The sequence below is a fragment of the Alteromonas sp. KUL49 genome (assembly GCF_006538345.1).
Lineage (GTDB): Bacteria > Pseudomonadota > Gammaproteobacteria > Enterobacterales > Alteromonadaceae > Alteromonas.
The window spans coordinates 287,520-306,201 of the sequence record NZ_BJKL01000004.1 but is presented as its reverse complement, the minus strand read 5'-3'; the positions used below and the strand labels follow the sequence as shown (position 1 = coordinate 306,201).

The 18,682-nt window shown below is 39.5% G+C and carries 16 protein-coding genes and 1 pseudogene; 10 read left to right on the top strand and 7 right to left on the bottom strand.

Going from position 1 to position 18,682, the window contains the following annotated elements; genetic code table 11:
• Positions 1-79: 79 nt before the first annotated feature.
• Positions 80-1,506: pseudogene (locus tag EYS00_RS21185) on the bottom strand (undecaprenyl-phosphate glucose phosphotransferase).
• Positions 1,507-2,059: 553 nt separating this feature from the next.
• Between EYS00_RS21185 and EYS00_RS09235 the strand changes: the two are divergent.
• Genes EYS00_RS09235 through EYS00_RS09215 form a run of 6 tightly spaced genes read left to right on the top strand, consistent with a single transcriptional unit; the run spans position 2,060 to position 7,489 of the window.
• Complete coding sequence (locus EYS00_RS09235; RefSeq protein ID WP_130636259.1) at positions 2,060-3,247, top strand: outer membrane beta-barrel protein; 1,188 nt, start codon at positions 2,060-2,062, stop codon at positions 3,245-3,247.
• Between the two features lie 15 nt (positions 3,248-3,262).
• Positions 3,263-3,802: a polysaccharide biosynthesis/export family protein gene (locus tag EYS00_RS09230; protein WP_373995563.1), complete on the top strand. Its 540-nt coding sequence runs from the start codon at positions 3,263-3,265 to the stop codon at positions 3,800-3,802.
• A gap of 24 nt (positions 3,803-3,826) precedes the next feature.
• Positions 3,827-5,212: a GumC family protein gene (locus tag EYS00_RS21180; protein ID WP_307723737.1), complete on the top strand. Its 1,386-nt coding sequence runs from the start codon at positions 3,827-3,829 to the stop codon at positions 5,210-5,212.
• On the top strand, positions 5,194-6,060 hold the full coding sequence (locus tag EYS00_RS21175) for a CpsD/CapB family tyrosine-protein kinase (protein ID WP_307723736.1): 867 nt from the start codon (positions 5,194-5,196) through the stop codon (positions 6,058-6,060). The genes EYS00_RS21180 and EYS00_RS21175 overlap by 19 nt, the downstream gene beginning before the upstream one ends.
• Before the next feature lie 2 nt (positions 6,061-6,062).
• Complete coding sequence (locus EYS00_RS09220; protein WP_130636257.1) at positions 6,063-6,794, top strand: tyrosine-protein phosphatase; 732 nt, start codon at positions 6,063-6,065, stop codon at positions 6,792-6,794.
• A gap of 2 nt (positions 6,795-6,796) precedes the next feature.
• Positions 6,797-7,489 carry a hypothetical protein gene (locus EYS00_RS09215; RefSeq protein WP_130636256.1) on the top strand — a complete coding sequence of 231 codons (693 nt, stop codon included), beginning with the start codon at positions 6,797-6,799 and terminating at the stop codon, positions 7,487-7,489.
• Here EYS00_RS09215 and EYS00_RS09210 read toward each other — a convergent pair.
• The 4 genes from EYS00_RS09210 to EYS00_RS09195 form a co-directional block, all read right to left on the bottom strand.
• Positions 7,452-8,387, bottom strand: coding sequence for an O-antigen ligase (locus EYS00_RS09210; RefSeq protein ID WP_242618717.1), 936 nt, complete (start codon positions 8,385-8,387; stop codon positions 7,452-7,454). The two genes, EYS00_RS09215 and EYS00_RS09210, sit on opposite strands and share 38 nt — an antisense overlap.
• 589 nt (positions 8,388-8,976) lie before the next feature.
• Positions 8,977-9,498, bottom strand: a complete 522-nt coding sequence (locus EYS00_RS09205) for a hypothetical protein (RefSeq protein ID WP_130636254.1) — start codon at positions 9,496-9,498, stop codon at positions 8,977-8,979.
• Between the two features lie 159 nt (positions 9,499-9,657).
• The gene (locus EYS00_RS09200) at positions 9,658-11,586 is read right to left on the bottom strand and encodes an EAL domain-containing protein (protein WP_130636253.1); all 1,929 of its coding nucleotides are present in this window, start codon (positions 11,584-11,586) and stop codon (positions 9,658-9,660) included.
• Positions 11,587-11,604: 18 nt separating this feature from the next.
• Positions 11,605-12,267, bottom strand: coding sequence for a transglutaminase-like cysteine peptidase (locus EYS00_RS09195; RefSeq protein WP_242618716.1), 663 nt, complete (start codon positions 12,265-12,267; stop codon positions 11,605-11,607).
• A 296-nt stretch (positions 12,268-12,563) separates the two neighbouring features.
• Between EYS00_RS09195 and EYS00_RS09190 the strand changes: the two genes are divergently transcribed.
• The 4 genes from EYS00_RS09190 (at position 12,564) to EYS00_RS09175 (ending at position 17,236) form a co-directional block, all read left to right on the top strand.
• Positions 12,564-13,814, top strand: a complete 1,251-nt coding sequence (locus EYS00_RS09190) for an O-antigen ligase family protein (protein ID WP_130636252.1) — start codon at positions 12,564-12,566, stop codon at positions 13,812-13,814.
• Positions 13,811-14,662, top strand: coding sequence for a sulfotransferase (locus tag EYS00_RS09185; protein WP_130636251.1), 852 nt, complete (start codon positions 13,811-13,813; stop codon positions 14,660-14,662). Before EYS00_RS09190 ends, EYS00_RS09185 begins: the two co-directional genes overlap by 4 nt.
• A gap of 584 nt (positions 14,663-15,246) precedes the next feature.
• Positions 15,247-16,275: an MATE family efflux transporter gene (locus EYS00_RS21270; protein ID WP_373995562.1), complete on the top strand. Its 1,029-nt coding sequence runs from the start codon at positions 15,247-15,249 to the stop codon at positions 16,273-16,275.
• A 208-nt stretch (positions 16,276-16,483) separates the two neighbouring features.
• Positions 16,484-17,236: a WecB/TagA/CpsF family glycosyltransferase gene (locus tag EYS00_RS09175; protein ID WP_130636249.1), complete on the top strand. Its 753-nt coding sequence runs from the start codon at positions 16,484-16,486 to the stop codon at positions 17,234-17,236.
• Positions 17,237-17,482: 246 nt separating this feature from the next.
• On the opposite strand, the gene EYS00_RS09170 is transcribed toward EYS00_RS09175, so the two are convergent.
• Both EYS00_RS09170 and EYS00_RS09165 read right to left on the bottom strand, forming a co-directional pair.
• Positions 17,483-18,019 (bottom strand): hypothetical protein, encoded by a 537-nt coding sequence (locus EYS00_RS09170; protein ID WP_130636248.1) that lies wholly within the window; start codon positions 18,017-18,019, stop codon positions 17,483-17,485.
• Positions 18,020-18,210: 191 nt separating this feature from the next.
• Complete coding sequence (locus tag EYS00_RS09165) at positions 18,211-18,630, bottom strand: 3-phosphoshikimate 1-carboxyvinyltransferase (protein ID WP_307723735.1); 420 nt, start codon at positions 18,628-18,630, stop codon at positions 18,211-18,213.
• Positions 18,631-18,682: the final 52 nt, after the last annotated feature.

Genomic DNA, 18,682 nt, shown 5'->3' with positions numbered 1-18,682 from the left:
TATGTGTCGATATGTTTTGAAATACTACGAAACCAAGTGCAGGCGAGTGTTGCACATCGCCTGCTCTGGTAAAAAATTATTAGTAAGCGTTTTTGTTGGTAAAACCTTTAAAAATTGTCATCCAAATAATCTTGAGGTCGAGCCACACTGACCATCGGTGAATGTAATCCAAATCGTACTCAACTCGCTTCACCATTTTGTTAATGGTCTCTGTTTCACCACGAAAGCCATTAACTTGCGCCCAACCTGTGATACCTGGGCGTACTTTATGTCGTAGCATGTAGCCCTTGATAAGCTTGCGGTATTCTTCATTGTGAGCAACTGCGTGTGGACGAGGGCCGACAATAGACATCCGGCCTTGAAGCACGTTAATGAACTGTGGAAGTTCATCTAGCGATGTTTTGCGAAGAAAGGCGCCTAGTTTTGTAATTCGTGGATCGTTTTTGGTCGCCTGCTTAACCACTGGGCCGTTATCTTGGACTTTCATCGACCTGAACTTATAAACCAGTATTTGCTTCCCATCTAACCCGTAACGCTTTTGCTTGAAAATAATTGGACCAGGTGAAGTCAGTTTAACTGCTGCTGCAATAAACAACATAGGGATAGTAAGCATGGTAAGAATGATAGAACCAACGACAATGTCTTCTGCACGCTTTAAGAGGTCACTTGCGCCTTGGAACGGCGTGTCAAAAACGCTAAGCGCTTGCACTGAACCAATACTTTGCCAACGAGCATTAAGCAGGTTGTAAACAAAAAGTTAGGCACAATGTATACGTTGGCAGTGGTATCAGAACACTTTTCTAAGATATGTTGGATACGTTTTTCAGCACTCATAGGCAATGCAATGTAGATGTAGTCGACTTTGTTCGCTTTTGCGAGATCTATGGCTTCTTCAATGGTACCTAAAACTTGGTTCTGAAATTCATGGTCGAGTCTGTCCGGAGAACGATCGTCATACATGCCTTCAAAGCGAATACCTAATTGGTCGTTCTCTATAATTTGATGGGCTAGGCTGTAACCTGTTTTAGTTGCACCGATAACAATTGCCTGCCTGCTATTCATGCCACTTTTCCGAACTCTAAACAGCACAGTTCGCATTACTATTCGCCAGCCTATGAGCGCAATAAGTGACGTTGTTGACCATACAACGATGGAAGTTTGTCTTTGGGAAATGCTGTCAGCAAGTAGAAAAGCCATTGTTAAGGTTAGAACGCAGGTCAATGCCCAGCAGTAGGTAGTAGATTTCGCGATATCCGTGCTGCTAAATCCTCTCCATGACCTATATAAATCAAGCGCTTCAGCAACGAGTTGAAAGGAAACTAGAAACGTGAAAAGAACCACGAGATCTGCTGCATCAGCGATAGGGTGGCCAAAATATAAATAAGATGAATAGTAGATAACGGCTACGAGAGTAAGATCAATCAGTCGATATAATGTCGAGAATCCACTCTGGTTTCTAACGATAAGCCCGCCGCTTCTTTGTTTTGATGCTTTTTCAGAGTCCAATTCTTGCACTGTAAATGCCTTCTTTTAATTTGAAGCCTTTTTTGGATTAATAGGTCTGCTTGAAGCAGCACCCCAACAATAATTTCTCCGCTGTAAATACCTTGCCTAGAGTCAGAACAAGAATTGACGGGTACTTTATGCTCCTATCATATCCGTTTAATAATGGGTTAATCAACACATTAGCGTTCGTAGTCTGACCAATAATAAATGTCTTTTGGTTTATTTCGAAAAATGATAAGAGCCTGCTATTTGATAATAAATGGTCCACACAAGCTAATTATGCTTTGTTTTTTTTAAAAATTGATGACATGATAGTTAAGTAGCATTGTGGATGGATGTTTAGTACAAAGAACGTACGGAAGAATCGGCAAGTTGAACTTAGAGAGCCGTCTGTCATCTTTTGGAAACAATACCCTTCTACGTTTAAACCAAATAAGAAAGAATCACCCAACGTCACACAGCATTACTCAAAGCTTACCGCAGTACCTAAGTTAAAGGGACAGCTGTATGGGGTGTTTTCATAAAAACAGTGAAAACCACAAAGGACAAAGGTATGCAAAAGTTTTATTTCGCGGCCGTAGCCGCAGCTATCGTCGTTGGGGGAAAAGCACACGCTCAAGAGGCTGGAAGCGTCGACTTGGGTGGATTCGAACTTTTTCCGTCAGTGGGAGTAGGGCTTACTCATGATAGCAATGTGACTCGTTCTGATACAGATGAAATAGAGAGTTGGAAAAGTACGATTAGCCCAGAGTTTGTCTTAGTTAATTCCTATGGATTAGACCAGTATCAAATTGGTTATAAAATGACGCGTGCCGATTATTTCTCTAGTCAAGAAGATAGTTTCACTGATCATCTCTTAACGGCAAATGCAGTTGTGGAATTGGACGTGCGCAACCGAATCAGCTTAGCGGCAGAGTATGACGACGGACATGACGACAGGGGGACACTGTTCTCTATTGGTCGTGGAGAGACCCTCGACAGTGTCGATACCTACAAGAATTACTCTGTGAGTGGAACGTATACGTACGGTGCGCCCACCTCCAAGGGAAGAATCGACGTTACGGCAGGCTACTTCGTAACTGACTATGACATTAACACCGATGCTTATCGTAGCCGAGACCGAGACACTGTAAACTTAGGTACGACATTTTACTACAACGTCTTACCAGCGACGGACTTGACGTTTGATGTCATTTACAACGACATTACCTATGATTTTGCATTGGATGCTGACAATCCTTTAGATAGTGAAGAAACAAGAATTCTTGTAGGTGCCGAATGGGAAGGTACTGCGCAGACCACTGGGTATGTGAAAGTAGGTAATCGAAAGAAAGAATTTAAAGATGCTACTCGTGATGATTTTAGTGGCCTTGATTGGCAGGTCGGAGTAATCTGGGCTCCGAAGACCTATTCAACGGTTGAGCTAACAGCGTTCACAAATACTAACGAAACCTTCGGTGAGGGTAACTTCATTGATACAGATACTGTACAGATGACTTGGAATCATGAGTGGTTGGATAGGGTTTCTACAACATTCAGAGCGTCTCATGTCGTTGATAAGTTCACCGGTGGTACCGATAGACAAGATGACAATATGACGTTTGGTGCGTCACTAAATTATCAAATGCAACGTTATGTATTAGTTCAACTGGGTTTTGATTACGACGAGAGGGACAGTAATAGAAACGAAATCGATTTTGATAGGAACTTACTGACGCTTTCTGTATCTATCACTTTATAGGTAATCGTTCTGGAAATTAAGATGAAATCTGCAGTACTCTTTGTCTTGTTGGCGTTTCTCACGCCAACGTTTTCTTACGCTCAGGTAAATACTCTGAACCAATACAAGCTTGGTGCAGGTGACTTGGTCAGGATATCTGTGTATGGGCAGGATGACCTTACTCTGGAAACTCTCATTCCTGATGTAGGTGTTGTTAATTATCCATATCTTGGCGAGATAGCTTTACTAGGTATGACTATCAGTGACTTAGAAAGTTACATATACAATGGCCTTAAACCTGATTATTTAGTGGAGCCTTCTGTATCTGTATCGATTGTTGAATACCGTCCATTTTTTATTAACGGCGAAGTTGAAAAGCCGGGTGGTTACGCATTTCAACCGGGGCTTACAATTGACAAAGCTGCAGCACTCGCAGGTGGTTACACTGAAAGGGCCTCAAAAACAAAAATATTTATTGTTCGCGATATTAATGGTGAGCAAGTCACTATAAGCGCTGATCGAAGTATTGCTATTCTTCCTGGTGATATAATCAGTATTGAGCAAAGTTTTTTCTAATACCTAACTAACTACGGAAGTACTATGCAGGCCAATGGAACAGAACATCTTGTTGACAAAGATGACGCTGAAGATGTAATCGACCTCTCACATTATTTTAAAATAATTAATCTGGCAAAATGGCGCATATTTGCACTATCGTTTTTCATCACGCTACTCGCTGTTCTCGTTGCACTTTCGATGACGCCAATATATCGGGCAACATCATCGTTACTGATAGAGTCTGAAGAGACTAATATCGTCTCGATTGAACAGGTATATGGAATAGACTCGAGTCGTCAAGAGTATTTTGAGACCCAGTTTGAAATTTTGAAGTCGAGACATATCGCTGCACGTGTTGTCGATAAGCTTTCATTGCAAGAAAATGATATTTTTATTGCGAAATTAGAAGATGACGGAGAAAATCCTCTAGCTGCGTTGCTTAAAAGTCTTCGCCAGACTCTTCCTTTCCTGCCAGAGAGTAAAGCACCAATCTTTTCTCAGGAAGAACTTGACGCGCAGAAGAAAGAGCAAGTTATAGACTTGTTTATTGAAAACCTGTCAATTTCACCTGTTGCAAATACGCAAGTAGTTAAAATTTCTTTTTTGAGCGAGTCTCCACAATTGGCTGCGCTTGTCGCTAACACGGTCGCTGAGGTATACATAGAAAATTACCTAGAAGCTAAGTTCGACATGACTAGCAAGGCAACAGCATGGCTTAATGATAGTCTACAAGGTTTGAGAACTCGTCTTGAACAGTCTGAACAAAAGTTGGCTGAGTTTTATGAGAGAGAGCAGCTTGTTGACCTAGATGGTGTTGTTGGGTTGGCTTCTGAAGAGCTTCAGGGACTGAGTGAACAGTTGTTGAATGCTGAAAATCGACTGAAACAAAACGAAATTATATTCGAGCAGGTTGAGAATTTTGATGGAAATGTCGAAGAACTCGCAAAAATACCAGAAGTACTCAATCACCCCTCGATACAAAATGTGCGTGACTCTGAGTTAGAAGCAGAAAGAACGGTGTCCGAACTCAGTAAAGTATACGGCCCCAAGCATCAGAAAATGATTTCGGCTAGAGCGCAGCTTGCGTCTGTTAATGAGACTTTAAATCGTCAAGTTAGGGCGCTAATATCAGGTATTACGAGCGAGTACAGGCAGGCCGAATCTCAAGTTTTAAGGTTACGCTCCGCTGTTGAGACTGCCAAAAGAGAGTTCAGAAAACTCACAACATTGGACGCCCAAAGAAAAATTCTGCAACGAGAAGTAGATATCAACCAGCAGCTGTACAATTCATTCTTTACTAGGTTAAAAGAAACCAGTGAAGTAGAAGGATTCGAAACAGCAAATGCTCGAATACTTGATGAAGCTAAAATACCGTTAGAGGCGGCAAAACCGAAAAAAGTTTGCTTGTTTTGGCTGCGTTTGTTGTGAGTTTAGGGTTTGGAATATTCGTTGCCATTGCTTTGGATTTTTTAAATAGTGGAATACGCTCAGTTGATGATATCGAGCGAAAGTTAGGCTATCGTATGATGGGCTTGATACCATGGCAACCTCATAAGAAGAAAGAAGATCTTGCATTGCGAGAGTATTTTAACTCGCAAAACCATACGTTTGCAGAGTCTATCCGTACGCTGAGAACTAGTATACAACTACTGGATTTCACTGGAGAAAGAAACGTTGTAATGATCACTTCCAGTGTCCCAAAAGAGGGTAAAACTACAGTTTCTACAAACCTAGCATTTGCATTGGGGCAGTTGGGAAAGACAATATTGATTGACGCTGACCTTAGAAAGCCTTCAATTGCAAAGCGGTTCGATATTCCTAACTTCCAACCTGGATTGGCGAATGTAATTGCAGGTACTCATACATTCGAAGAGTGCTTAACCAACGATACAAACTCCGGCATCGACATTCTCACATCAGGACCCGTGTCGCCAAATCCGCAAGAAATGTTAATGAGTCAGAAGTTTAAATCGTTAATTAAGGCTTTAAAGAAATCCTACGACCATGTGATCATAGATACTGCTCCAACTCAAGCGGTTAGTGATTCTATTATCGTCAGTGATACTTGCGATTCGTTACTTTATGTTGTCAAAGCTGATTCAACGAGTGATAAGCTGATATCTGGTGGTTTGAATAGATTTATGCATGTAGGCAAACGTATTGATGGCATAGTACTGAACCAAGTCGATATTAAAAAGGCGGGTGCAAACTATGCATACACTGGATATTATGATAGCTACGGTTATGGAGTGGACGAAGAACATAATAAAGCTTAACTATGATTGATCTACATTGCCATTTACTCCCCGGAATTGATGATGGAGCCGCCAATTTGGCGGCTTCGTTAGATCTTGCTAGAGCATCTGTTGATTCCGGAATTACACACGCTGTTTGTACTCCACATATTCATTTCGGTTACTTTAATAACGACATCGATATAATTAGAAGTACTCATGATATTTTCGCTTCGGCGCTCGACAGAGAAAACATTCCTCTGAAGACTCACTTCGCGGCTGAAATAAGAATTACCCCTGAAATCGCCAAGTTGTTTGCCAACAAAACACTTCCGTTTTTGGGCTATTTGGATGGTTTGCCAGTGTTACTTGTCGAGCTCCCGCATAGCCATATTCCACCAGGTACTGAACAGTTAATAGCTTGGTTAATCGCTAACGGTGTAAGGCCAATGATTGCTCATCCTGAAAGAAATAGAGACGTACTGAGTAACTTTAACAAGGCGTCTTGGTTGAAAGGGAGAGGGGTAATGTTTCAGATAACTGCTGGTGCGTTTACCGGAACTTTTGGGTCTCGTGTTCAAAAATGTGCCCATCGAATGTTAAAAGAGGGATTTGGAGATATAGTCGCTACAGATGCGCATAACCTGCACAAACGGCCACCAGAGATGAAAGGCGCTTACGAATTCATAAGCCAAGAGTTTGATGCAGAGTACGCTACAAATTTGTGCAAATTTAATCCATGGAGAATGGCTAGCTGTTGGTTCGAGGGAGAATAAACGTGCGCCCACTACGTAAGCATGTCTTGGTCTTCATTGTATCACTCGTAGTTATCTTTTTGGCTACTCAAGCCGTTTATAGTTCACTAGCTTCGCTACACTATCATTCAGCCAGAGCATATTTGTTAGAGTGGACTCAAACACGTTCGGTTGGTAGCGAAGAAGACTATAATGACGCGCTAAATTCTGCTGAAAGAGCACTAACGCTACAACCAGATCTTGCTTTGTACAATGATACTCTTAGCGAGGTTATCCAATGGGGAGCGTATTCACTCTCATTAACAGAAACTGAGAGAGAAGCTAGGTTGCGTAGAGCACTTGCTCTAACTATGAACTCCTTAGCGTTGAGGCCGAGTTGGGCTGTTTCTTGGATGAATGCCGCTTATATAAAATGGCAATTAAATGAATTAGACGATGAATTCTATGGTTTTTTGGAAAGGTCTAATCAACTTGGCCGAAATAGCCATGAAGTTAATCTTTTCTATGTAGAGTTCGGTTTTTTTCTTATAGACTCTGATATCGATGTATACTTGGCTCACCGTCTTGAGGTTGAGCGCAGACTTAAGTTAGCCCTCGAGAGTCGATTAACCCGAGGGCGAGCTTATGAAATTATTGAAAGATATAAAAAAGAGAACCTTGTTTGTTCAATCGTAAACACTAAGGCTCTCGGCGTCGATCGACGCCTTTGTGGCTAGATTTTTTTGTTAATAAACCCAAAGCTAATATCGTAACAAATAAACTTGTATTTGCAGGAGCCTGTAAGGGGAAATCGACGGATATATGTATAAGCATTCCAATAACTCCCATGAGGACTCCAAAAGCCACTCCCTGAATTAACTTGTTCCTCCGCTTTCTCATCGCTTTGACACATCTAGTAGCTGCTATCAATGGAACCATCAGAATAATGAAACTGGATACGCTTCCAGCTTCGATTAAGAACTGTAAATAATCGTTGTGAGCATGGTCATAAAAAAGATGTACTTCATCACTTTGATAAACTGGATAAAGTGAATAGTATGATCCCATACCAGACCCGGTAACAGCATAGTCTTTTAGCATTGGTAAGCTATCTCGAACTACCTCATCACGAGTTTCATGTGTTAAGGAAGTAGTTTCTATGCGCTCTTTTATTTTATCTAGTCCAAACCATGCGCTTAAAATAAACATATCAATTACAAAGAGGCTAATGATTAATATCGAAAGTCCTCTCGTTCTATTCTTGAATAGGAACCACGCAGCAAAACCAACAATAGTCATAGAAGTAAAAAATGCCGTATTTCCCATTCTAGAGCGGCTCATTACTAGTGCTATAACCATGATTGCTAATCCTATTCGCACAATTGCTTTGGTACTAAGAAATGTCGATAGTAATGTCCGTAATTTATCTCTCGATGTACTAGATTGGGATGATAGAGTGGCAATAAGATATCCTACACCCATGCTAAGGCAGAGCATCAAATAGTTGGCAAAATGATTTTTGTAAACAAACGAACCTGTTGCATTAGTTTTCACTGGCAAATCAAATACTGGACTGCGGTTAAGACCTGACAGTACTTCTACAGAGCCATACAATGCCTGTAGAACTCCTGTCATCACGATTGCCAATACTAGAAGTCTAATACGACTATCTGTTTCACAGAGTAGTAAAACTGATATGAAGAGCCCAAGATATGCGATCCCTTTATAGAGTGACACCAGTGACTGGCCACTATCTATCGATAATGTTACGAACGAGACCACCCCAGGTAAATGTTCGTAAAACGTAAGTGCGTTTGGAGATATTATCGAGATTAAACTCTTAGGCAGGGGAACAATCTGAATTAGGTTCCACAAAACGAATAAAGAAAAGCATAAGATAGGTATTGAATGATGAGAAAGTCTGTCTTTCCAACTATTTTTAAAAGACCATATTGATAGCAAGAATAATGTATAACACATTATCTCCAACAAACCCCAAGCCCATGGTCTATTGGACCCGAGAGGTATAGGCGCCCAAAAAATGATAAATAGAAGTAGATTAAAAGCAAACCTTTCTATGTTTGAAACACTGGGATTTAAATGCCGAAACACTTCATAACTCTCAGATTTTAAATTATTCGCCAATGGTATCTGAAACTTAGAAGTATAAAAACAAAAAAAGCTCTCAAAAATGAGAGCTTTTATTCGGATTATTAGTTTGGGTTTAGTTGCCCGACCCGGTAGTACCGCCACCACCAGAACCACCACCGTTGGTGCCACCACCGACTGGAGCAGTAGTTGTACCAGTACCTGTAGTTGGCCCAGCTGCAGTTTCTGTTTGTAACTCAGTGGTATTTTCGCCGCTCTCAGTGTTAACGAACTGACCCGAAGTATCTTGCTCGCCAGAAGACTGAGTTGAAGTGGCAAGTTTGGCAACCAAATCGCCAGCATCAGCGTTGTTTGCACCTGCTGTAGATACAGCGATAATCGCCGCGTCGTTAAATGATGAGCCATTCGCTACGGCGTTAAGAAATGCTGCACCGGCATCTGAACCAAGAGCAGCAAGAGCGTCTTTTTGTTCCTGGCTTAGGACAGTACTTTCAGCAGAAATCAGTTCTGCATAAGCTGCCGCTGCACCAGACTCAGAAACCGCTGATGTTATATCAGCTTCGAGACTTGATTGCGCAAACGCAAAAGACGACAAGCTCATAGCTACGAATGTTAGTAAAGTTAAAAGTTTACGCATATGTTCCTCTCCATTGAGTTACTACAATATAAGTCTGGCAACTCACTAATCCTGTGTTTAGAAACGAAGCCGCAAGTTTTTTTGCTTGCTCTTTCGATATCTAGTTTACCAGCTAATTTTTTAAAAGCTAGGTAGCTTTTTAAACCAATTTGTTCTGACTCACGTCCAGGAGTTAGGCTGAGAGTATAAGTACCCTTGGACGTAATCTACGAATAATTCTTGCAAAGTCTGTGCCTCAATTTCTTCTTCTACTAGCTCAGCTATTACTGATACATTCAGGCCATGGGCTATATTTACCAGAGAACGAACAAAAAACTGATTATCTTCAGACAGATGGATGTTTCTTGTATAGCTACCGTCCAGTTTTACGAAGTCTGGTCGAAGCTTTCTAAGATGACTAAACGCTGAGATACTACTACCTAGTCGTTCAATTGTTACCTTAACGCCAATTTCTCTAATTACATCAGTTAGATAGTGGATGTTTTTTGGTGCTTTTTGTAGACAAATTTCTGGTATTTCGACGATAAGATTGGATGCAACATTTCTATACTTCTTAAGAAGTGTAAGTAGTTGGTCGATTGTTGATTTTTCACCCAAAGAAGCTGAAGACAGGTTAATTGCTACAGGTTCTCCGCCATTTTTGGAAAAAAGTGTCAGTATTTTTTCCAAAATAACAAGATCAAGTTCGCCAGAACAGTGTAGGTGTTCTGATTCAGCGATTAATTGCGACATAGGAAGGTAATCTTTACCATTTTCCGCTTTAAATCGCGCATAACACTCGTGATACAGAATTCGGCCGTCGAAATCTTTTACAGGTTGTCTGAAGATCTCTACCGCTTTTTGCTCAATAATTCTCGAAAACTCTTTGCGCCATGCGCTCTGACTCATCTGTACTTCCATCTGACTTGCGAGTTGCCAACGATTAGGTTGATTTTTCGCTGTAGTCAGCGCTGCGTCAGCATTTTCAAGTAATTTTGCTTTGCCAGTTAGCTCGGTAAATCGAGCAGCTCCAATATGTGCAAATCCATTGGTATAGATAGGTAGTGTCTGTGCGACAAACTCATTTGATAACGTGTTCAAGAATTTACCACAATTGTCCTCAGATATGTTCTCGATAACGACAACGAAATCCCCGCCTCGGACTCTAAAGGTTTCAGCATCAACTTTTGCGCTCTGCTGAGTGAGGATATGACTTAGTGTCTTTATGTAAATATCTGCGGTTTGTCCGCCCTCTGATTCATTCACATGGGCGAGGCTAGATAGCCTAACGATCAGCAAAAAGCCCGAGGGAGTATTTTCTTTGTCTGCGAACAAGCGCGCTAGTCTATTATCTAGCGCTAGCTTGTTGCCCAATTGAGTCAATGGATCCAAGTAAGCTGTTTGATAATAGCTTTGAGCCTGTGCTGTAAGCTCTTTATGTTGTTTATTAAGAATTGCAGCCATCTTATTGATGGCTCTTACCATCAAACTAAGTTCTTTGGTCTTGGGTATATCAGTAATCTCGGAAAAGTCTCTTGCACTAATTCTCTCGGAAGCTCTCACAACTGCAAAAATGGGCGTAATGATCATTCTAAGGACGGCGTACAAAAGTGTAGTCCCAACAATGAAAAGGAGCAGTGTAAATCTAAAAGTACTCTGAGCATTCTCCCACAACTGGTTATAGCCAATTCCCGGATGACTCTTTACTTCCATGTTTCCAGCAATATTCCATCCAGAGTTAATTTCTGTTGTCGCTACAGGAGGATTTAATGGAAACATATCCATAAACCATTCGGGAACAGACTCAGGGGCCGGAGGATTTTCCTTTGCGTAGATAATTTTGTTGTCTAAGTCCGATAACTCTATCGATTCATAATATCCACTGTCAAAAATTGCATTGATCATAGTCTCGACTATCGAGCTCATTGATTCGTCGCCAACATAAGGTGATATCGACAGTCCCAATGATGTCGCTGTATCTTGGGCATGAGACGAAAGTTGATCGTTAATGTACACTCTGAAGCTATTCACGTTGATCCAAACCGTACCAAAGAATACGAGTATCAAAACAACCATGAAACCGAGCGAGAATTGTTTGGTAAGTGACATTTTAGAACCTTCTTATTGTTAAAAGTCTCGCTCTATACGAGCTGTAAGATCATCCCACATTTTATGTTTTGAACCACCAAGTTGCGAGCCTCTACCTTGCGCTTTCGCAAGCCAAAGCCCTTCGCCATTAAAGCTGTAAACGGGGCGAAGATCACGACGCTTACTTGCTGGAAGAATCCGCCTGTTTATATTGTCGAGTATGAGTGGAATTGCATTTGGTGTTGGGTAGTAGGCAAGTACCATGTGCGCTTGATTGTATTCGAGTGCGCTCACAAACATCATTCTGAGGTTTTCTTCTGGCACACCAAGCGCACGTAGACTAAAGTATTTTGCAATGACGTAGTCTTCACAATCTCCACCATTTGTTTCCAACATTTCTAGGGGTGTTGCCCAATAATCAGACTTGCCCCAATGTTGTTTATCGGTATAGTAAGGAAGTTGATTGAAAAAGTTGTTTATCTCATAAATCTGTGTCTCTACATCTTCATCTATGAGGTTTCTAAGCTCACGATCCCACTTTTCAACTCTGCGTCTTGCCGCTTTCCCATAGTGAAGCTCTGTGTTGTCTAGAAGGGTTTGTGAAATGTTTAAGTTCAGTGATGCTGAAATGGTAAAAGAAAAACAGATAACGCAGCATAACGCTGTTAACGCGCTTGCGAAGCTGTAATAGTTCTTAAGCAATTTGTGTTTACCATCTATTGACCATTAGATTAAATATACTAAAGATACTGACAATACGCTACGCTAATCGAGTTTGAGTTGTTTAAACAGTAAAGTCGACAAACGCTATTAGCTTTATGAAAATTGTCCACTTATTAGGGATTTTGTTGCTTCGTCATGTTGTAGTTTTATCCTCGGGGTGCTTAGTTAGTTTGAGCATCTCACTGAATAGCGGTATTTTTTACTGATATTATGCAGGCTCTTCTGTGAATGATTTTCTATCTTATTATTTTTTATTGAGTTTTTATTGAGTTTTTATGAGTTTGATGTTGATTAGGAAAGATGAGTTTTTATCAAACTTAATCGGAAAATATTATCCGCTGTTGTGGTACACAGGTTTTCATATTGTTCTTTCTCCTCTGGCCGCTTGCTTCGTCTATCTGCGTTACAGGGATAGAGATCGCTCTCCCGAAACATTTATATATTTTGTTTTTTTTCTCTACATGTTTATTAGAGCAATAGCATCTTTGATTAGTGGTGATGCAGGAAGAGCTATTGCTACCTTCTATAATTTTCTTGTTTTATTTTCAGGGTTTTTATTGTTCCAAACTATAAAGGGGTCTGATAAATTTAGTTTGCAAATCATAAAATCGTTCGCAAATTTATTTCTGTTTACAGTAATATCCTATCAGCTTATTTACATGTTCGTTCTTGTTTCAGGGGAATATTATCTTTACCACAAATCGCTTCTTGGAATCATATTTCAAAACGCTGAATTACCCGGATTGTTAGATGCGGCAAAAACGGCTATATATACAAGATTTGAATGGGGGTTTGGAGATGTTGTCCCCAGAATGGTCTTTCTTGCAGAGTTTCCCACCACATCGGCACTTATACTATCTTTAACCTACGCATTTTTTATTTTATATAAGTTCAAAAAATTAAGTTTCTTTCAACTTTTAATGATAGATTTTATAGTTTTAGTTTCTTTAACCTACACGCAAAGTAGAGTTATGTTACTCGCATTCCTTCTTTCGTTACTGCTGTCCTATTTATTAATTCTTCATAGGAACAATAAAGTTCGTGCTTTTCTCTACGGAGCATTCCCTTTCCTGATTGTCATGATCGGTCTTGGAGTATTCTATCTCACTGACTATCTGAGTAGTTTTAGGGCTTCATCTGCCAACGTAAGATTTCTGTCTTACATGATGGGCATAGAGCTCGTATTAGATTCAAATCCATGGTTTGGGTTGGGAGTTAAGCCAAGAGTTGATTCGCTTATAGACATCCCTATAGGTTCGCATTCAACTCTTATATCTTCGCTGGTCAAGTTTGGAATAATAGGAGCCTTGTTTAGCACTATTTTATTCTTTATTTTTCCCATCAAACATGTATTGTTAAAAGTATTTAATCATAACATTCCGACAGAGTATCGGGTCTTCTCCGTGAGAGTTCTGCCTGTTATTTTGCTTTGGATGGTATTTCAAGATTTAGATGCTTACACAATAGCGTCATTATTAATTTTCAGTTGTTTTGGTATCCTTTCAACAGGCAATAAAGTTAAATGAAAATCAAGTATAATAAACATTCCAAGCTGTATCATGCTATGGATTATGTAATTAACCCAATAGGATTTGCAGACCAAGTTTGTAGGAATTTCCACGATAGAAATTTTGTCTCTGAAAATGAGTTTCTATTCGTAGTTGGAGCGCCCCGCTCTGGAACCACTATATTATATAAGACTATTCGCGACAGAATAGATCTTTTAGGCTTTGAATTTGAAACTGAAATTTTAAGTCAAAAACGTTTGTCTAATTACGAACGATACAAAAAATATATTCCAAAAGAGACTTTCGATAAATTATTAGATGAAACTAAATCAAATTGTGAGTTTTTGGACTGTTTACATCAAACACTAGGCGAAGGTTGCTATGTTGAAAAGACGCCTCAACATATATTTAGTATTAAAAAAATTAAAAAAAGTTTTCCTAAGGCTAAAATTATTCACATTGTCAGAGACCCTAGAGACGCATTTATTTCTGGCTTTTCGGCGAAAAATATCCCACAAGCAAAGAATATTAAAAGTTATTTTTCATACTGGCGAAAGTGTATTGATTCTATCAAATCAGCTCAACTGCAAGAATCCGATATCCTAACGGTTAGGTATGAGGATTTCGTAGTCGATGATCATGGTATCGTAAAAAATATCGGTGATTTTATAGGTCTTAAAGTCGAGGGTAATATAACTGACTGCTCGATCGACGAGAGAGGGTTGCTTGATGAATTCGCCAAACTCAACAAACCAATAGATGCAAAAAGCGTTGGACGTTGGAGAGAATCTAAAGATTCAGCTTTAATCCAAGAAGCGGCTCTTTTGCACAAGAACGTTTTGGAGAGTTATGGCTACATACTGTAAACTAACGCTAATTTCCGAGATTTATAGGGCTGTTTAGTCGACCGTTAGACTTACTCACGTTTCCACATCGAGTATATGTGTCAAATAAGTTTTTTAAACAGGGTGGTTTTGAGAATTTTTTTCGAAAAGGACTACCAGACTTAGAAAAATATAGTTAAGAGATACATTGGTTAGGGCACGTTGGTAGTATTTTTATTAAAAATACAAGAGGTCAGGTGCTAGTACAATATATAAATTAGTATTGTGCTAACGATTAATTTAAAAAGTTAAAAGTCAGTGTAGAGACCATTAATTATGAAAACAGTAGCAAGTCATGCCTTTATTCCGAACTAACAAAGAAAACGTTTTTTTCAATCAATACTTACTTTTTTACTAAAGGCGTTGCGGCTTTCGCGTTGCTCGGTTTTAACTTTGTCGTTTCACGAGAGTTAGATGTTATTAGGGCGGGAAATACATTTTTTCTCTTTTCTGTTGTTTTGATTCTGTCTTCAGCTTTACGTGTCGGTGCGGACAATTTTATCTTAAGGCATGTTCCCTCGCTTTATTCAGATAATGAAAAGCCTTTTATATCTGGCTTGTACATTATGCTTGCCAAAAACTGCTTGGTTTTGTTTCTTGTTACTTTTCCACTAGCTTTTCTATATTTTTTGCTCTCGGATATCGATAATAAATCTATTTATTCTGTGGTATCATTATGTGCTTTTTTTCACGCTTTACTTTTTATAAACTCGTTTTTCATTCAATCTTCTAAGCGTGTTAATGCCTCTCTGTTTTTCAATTCAATTTTAGTTCCTCTTTTAATTTCAGTTTTAATACTCGTTACCGATTTAAAAGTTGTTAATATTTTTCTTTACTCTATTTTTGCGAGTCTAGCTTTTTCTTATTTTTTTGTTAAAAATACAGTTTTCCAGTCAAAATGTAATTACTCGTACTACAATAAGAATAAAGGGGAAATAAAGTTTTTTGCATGTATAACAATGCTTAATGTTTGCTTGCAATGGTTGCCTGTCTCATTAGCTGGATTTATATTGGACAGTAATTTTGTTGCAGGAATATCTGTCTCACTTAGACTAGCCATGGTTTCCACCTTCTTTTTGATAGCAATAAACGCGTTGATGGTGCCGTCTTATTCAAGAGAGTTCAAACTAAAACGCACAGACAAGGTGCAAGACTTACTAAACAAAAGCTCGTTAATACTATTTATATTTACGACTCCAGTATTTGTTTTATTTTTCATTTACGGTGAATTTTGGCTGTCGTTGTTCGGAGAGGACTATGTTAGTTATGCTAATTGTTTCCGTATTCTCTTGATATCACAGTATGTTAGCGTTTTATGTGGGAGCGTTGGGTACCTTTTACAACTTTCAGGTCACTATAAGCTTTTCTTAGTGTCGCTTTTTCTTTCAATACTTATTATGATTTTCTCTACTGCTGGAGTCGCTTTAATCTCAGAGTCATATACTCCGGAAATGTTTTCGTTCGGAATCTCAATAGCGATCATATTCCATAACTTGTTCTGTTGCATATTTGTGAAGAGAGACCTCAATCTGATAACTGTTCCCTTCCTAGGAAAATTACTTCGCCCAGTTGGTTCAGATTTTGCTGGAAGCTAGATACTACGAGTGACGTGTTATTTCCTTTCGTTTAGGAGTGCACTCGCTTTTTTACATTTAAAGTTTTTAAAACGACCTGTAATAGGCAACGTAAAAAGCTCTTAGTATTTTTCAATTGAATTAACTTGGAAATTTACTCTTCAAGTGACCTTCAAATTTTAATTATTGTTTATTATTTGTAGAAATAAATCTTTGGTATAGGTGTGATATGGAATTTAGTTTAGTTGGTGGGTTAAAGACAGCTGTGGTATCAAGGTCTGATTTGGCCAAAACCATGTTGAAAGATTGTTTAGAAGCAAGGAGTGTTAGTCTACAGCCAAAAGTGGTTTTTTCATCTAACGGGCAGGGTGTTGCGTTAGCGGCTCAATCTGAGACCTTTAAAAAGACGATGGAAACTGCTGATATTATTCATGCTGATGGTCAATCATTGGTGTTTGCATCTAAACTATTTTGCAAAAAACCTCTTCCAGAGAGAGTCGCCACTACAGACTTTTTCCATGATGCCGCTGAAATAGCAGAGAGTAATGGACTGAGCTTTTTTATTCTCGGCTCTAAAGAGGAGGAAAACCTCAAAGCAGTGCAAGAGATGCAGAGAATGTATCCTAACTTAAAAGTAGTAGGCAGGCATCACGGTTATTTCGAGAGAGACTCGAAGGAAGAAGATGAAGTTATAGAAATGATTAATAGTTCTAAGGCTGATGTTCTTTGGGTAGCACTTGGCAAACCAAATCAAGAATATTGGTGTGAACGAGTCAAGGCTCGTTTAAATGTTGGTTGGATAAAAACGTGTGGTGGACTTTATGAGTTTTTATCTGGCAATGTAAGTAGAGCTCCGGAAGTTATGCAAAAGCTAGGTTTGGAGTGGCTCTACAGAACAAGTCAAGACCCAAAGCGTTTACTTTGGCGTTACCTGACAACAAATCCACTTGCACTTTACAAGCTCGTTACCAAGTCCAAATAGCTGTCGATATATATTTATTCACAACCAGATTAGTGTTGACCGGATTGTTTCACCAATAGCAAAGGGTACTAACGAGGTATCCTTTTTTTATTTTCGGAAGTTTCAGGTCGGTAGCTCTGTCTACTCAAGTAAACGAACGTTTTAAACTAGATTTTATTTTGCTATCTGAGAGGGGGCGGTCGAGAGGGCAGGGTTTGTATGGTAGCCCCAAAGAGAACTCTTTGGGGCTTTCGGGATGTACTTTACTTATTTAAACCTTCTTCTTAGCGAAGTTATTCCAAACAGAGCACACGCTATCAAAAGTAGAGAGGCAGGGGCTCCAACTTGCACGAAGGAAGGTGTTGCATTGAAGCTATAATCGACGAAATCAGATCCGAACTGAGTTGGTGTTGGGTCAGAAAAAGGTCCTATAGCCCAAGAGACATCCAACAGGCCGTCCGCTGCAATTGAGTCCCATAATGACTGAGCAATTGCGAAAGTCCCGCTAAGAGTATAATCACGTGTTGCACTATTAGTTACAACCGTAAGGCCAGCTGTTGATGTATTCCACTCTGCGAGCAAATTACCGTCGGCGAAAAGTCGAAACCACTCTACATTAACATTATCAAAGTCGCCTTTTATAATCAGGTCGACATAAACGCTTGAGTAAGTGTCATTGAGTGACACGGTTTCTGAATATGTCTGGCCTGTAGTTGTCAATTCTGTAAAGTCACTCGTGATGACCGCTGCGTTAGCTGACATACACATAACAGCGCCGAAAAATGTGATTAAAAACTTCTTCATTTGTTTTTTCCCGAAAAGTAAAAAGTACACTCGTTAGTAAGCATTTAGTGTGCCAGTTTATTAGTGTTATGATATATAAGGTTTTTTTGAAGTTGACTTAGTTTATTTTATTCTGTGTAAAAATATTTGACAAGATTTAGACGCCGGTGTCGTTAATAAATACTTAGTTAATTCAGCACGTTTTTAAATTATCACTTAACGGAAATAAAAAATATTCCTCTAAACCAATCCCACAACCCTAAACTCCAGCCCTCGATCAAATTAATGCCCAATGCCGATTTAATCAGATACAAAACTATCAACCCAAACAGTACTGAGATACACACAAACCCAGTAAACAGCATAGCGTTCAACAGAGCAGCTATACGCAACTCTTTGTCTGATAGTGTTCTGCGGTTGCGTCCAGCGAGTATGACGTAATAGTAACGCCAGCGGAAGAACTTGATGGTGCCTCTTAAATCAACTTTGTGTACACCCCATTCACGCGCGCCAATGGCATTGCGTATATGAGATAATTGCTCCTCGTCGAACGAGTCTGCGACTCGTTCAGGCATCTTCTCTAAAAAACGAAGTATGACGGGGTCGTGTTTTATGTCGTTGATTTCCAGCACAGCATTATCCCTTAATATTTCTTCCCATGATTCTGGGGCTATTAATGAATAA

Excerpts from the sequence above, each read along its gene's own strand:
- EYS00_RS09235 (WP_130636259.1), top strand. The coding sequence starts at position 2,060 with ATGCAAAAGTTTTATTTCGCGGCCGTAGCCGCAGCTATCGTCGTTGGG.
- EYS00_RS21180 (WP_307723737.1), top strand. The coding sequence starts at position 3,827 with ATGCAGGCCAATGGAACAGAACATCTTGTTGACAAAGATGACGCTGAA.
- EYS00_RS09220 (WP_130636257.1), top strand. The coding sequence starts at position 6,063 with ATGATTGATCTACATTGCCATTTACTCCCCGGAATTGATGATGGAGCC.
- EYS00_RS09210 (WP_242618717.1), bottom strand. The coding sequence starts at position 8,387 with ATGACAGGAGTTCTACAGGCATTGTATGGCTCTGTAGAAGTACTGTCA.
- EYS00_RS09205 (WP_130636254.1), bottom strand. The coding sequence starts at position 9,498 with ATGCGTAAACTTTTAACTTTACTAACATTCGTAGCTATGAGCTTGTCG.
- EYS00_RS09200 (WP_130636253.1), bottom strand. The coding sequence starts at position 11,586 with ATGTCACTTACCAAACAATTCTCGCTCGGTTTCATGGTTGTTTTGATA.
- EYS00_RS09190 (WP_130636252.1), top strand. The coding sequence starts at position 12,564 with ATGAGTTTGATGTTGATTAGGAAAGATGAGTTTTTATCAAACTTAATC.
- EYS00_RS09185 (WP_130636251.1), top strand. The coding sequence starts at position 13,811 with ATGAAAATCAAGTATAATAAACATTCCAAGCTGTATCATGCTATGGAT.
- EYS00_RS21270 (WP_373995562.1), top strand. The coding sequence starts at position 15,247 with ATGCTTGCCAAAAACTGCTTGGTTTTGTTTCTTGTTACTTTTCCACTA.
- EYS00_RS09175 (WP_130636249.1), top strand. The coding sequence starts at position 16,484 with ATGGAATTTAGTTTAGTTGGTGGGTTAAAGACAGCTGTGGTATCAAGG.
- EYS00_RS09170 (WP_130636248.1), bottom strand. The coding sequence starts at position 18,019 with ATGAAGAAGTTTTTAATCACATTTTTCGGCGCTGTTATGTGTATGTCA.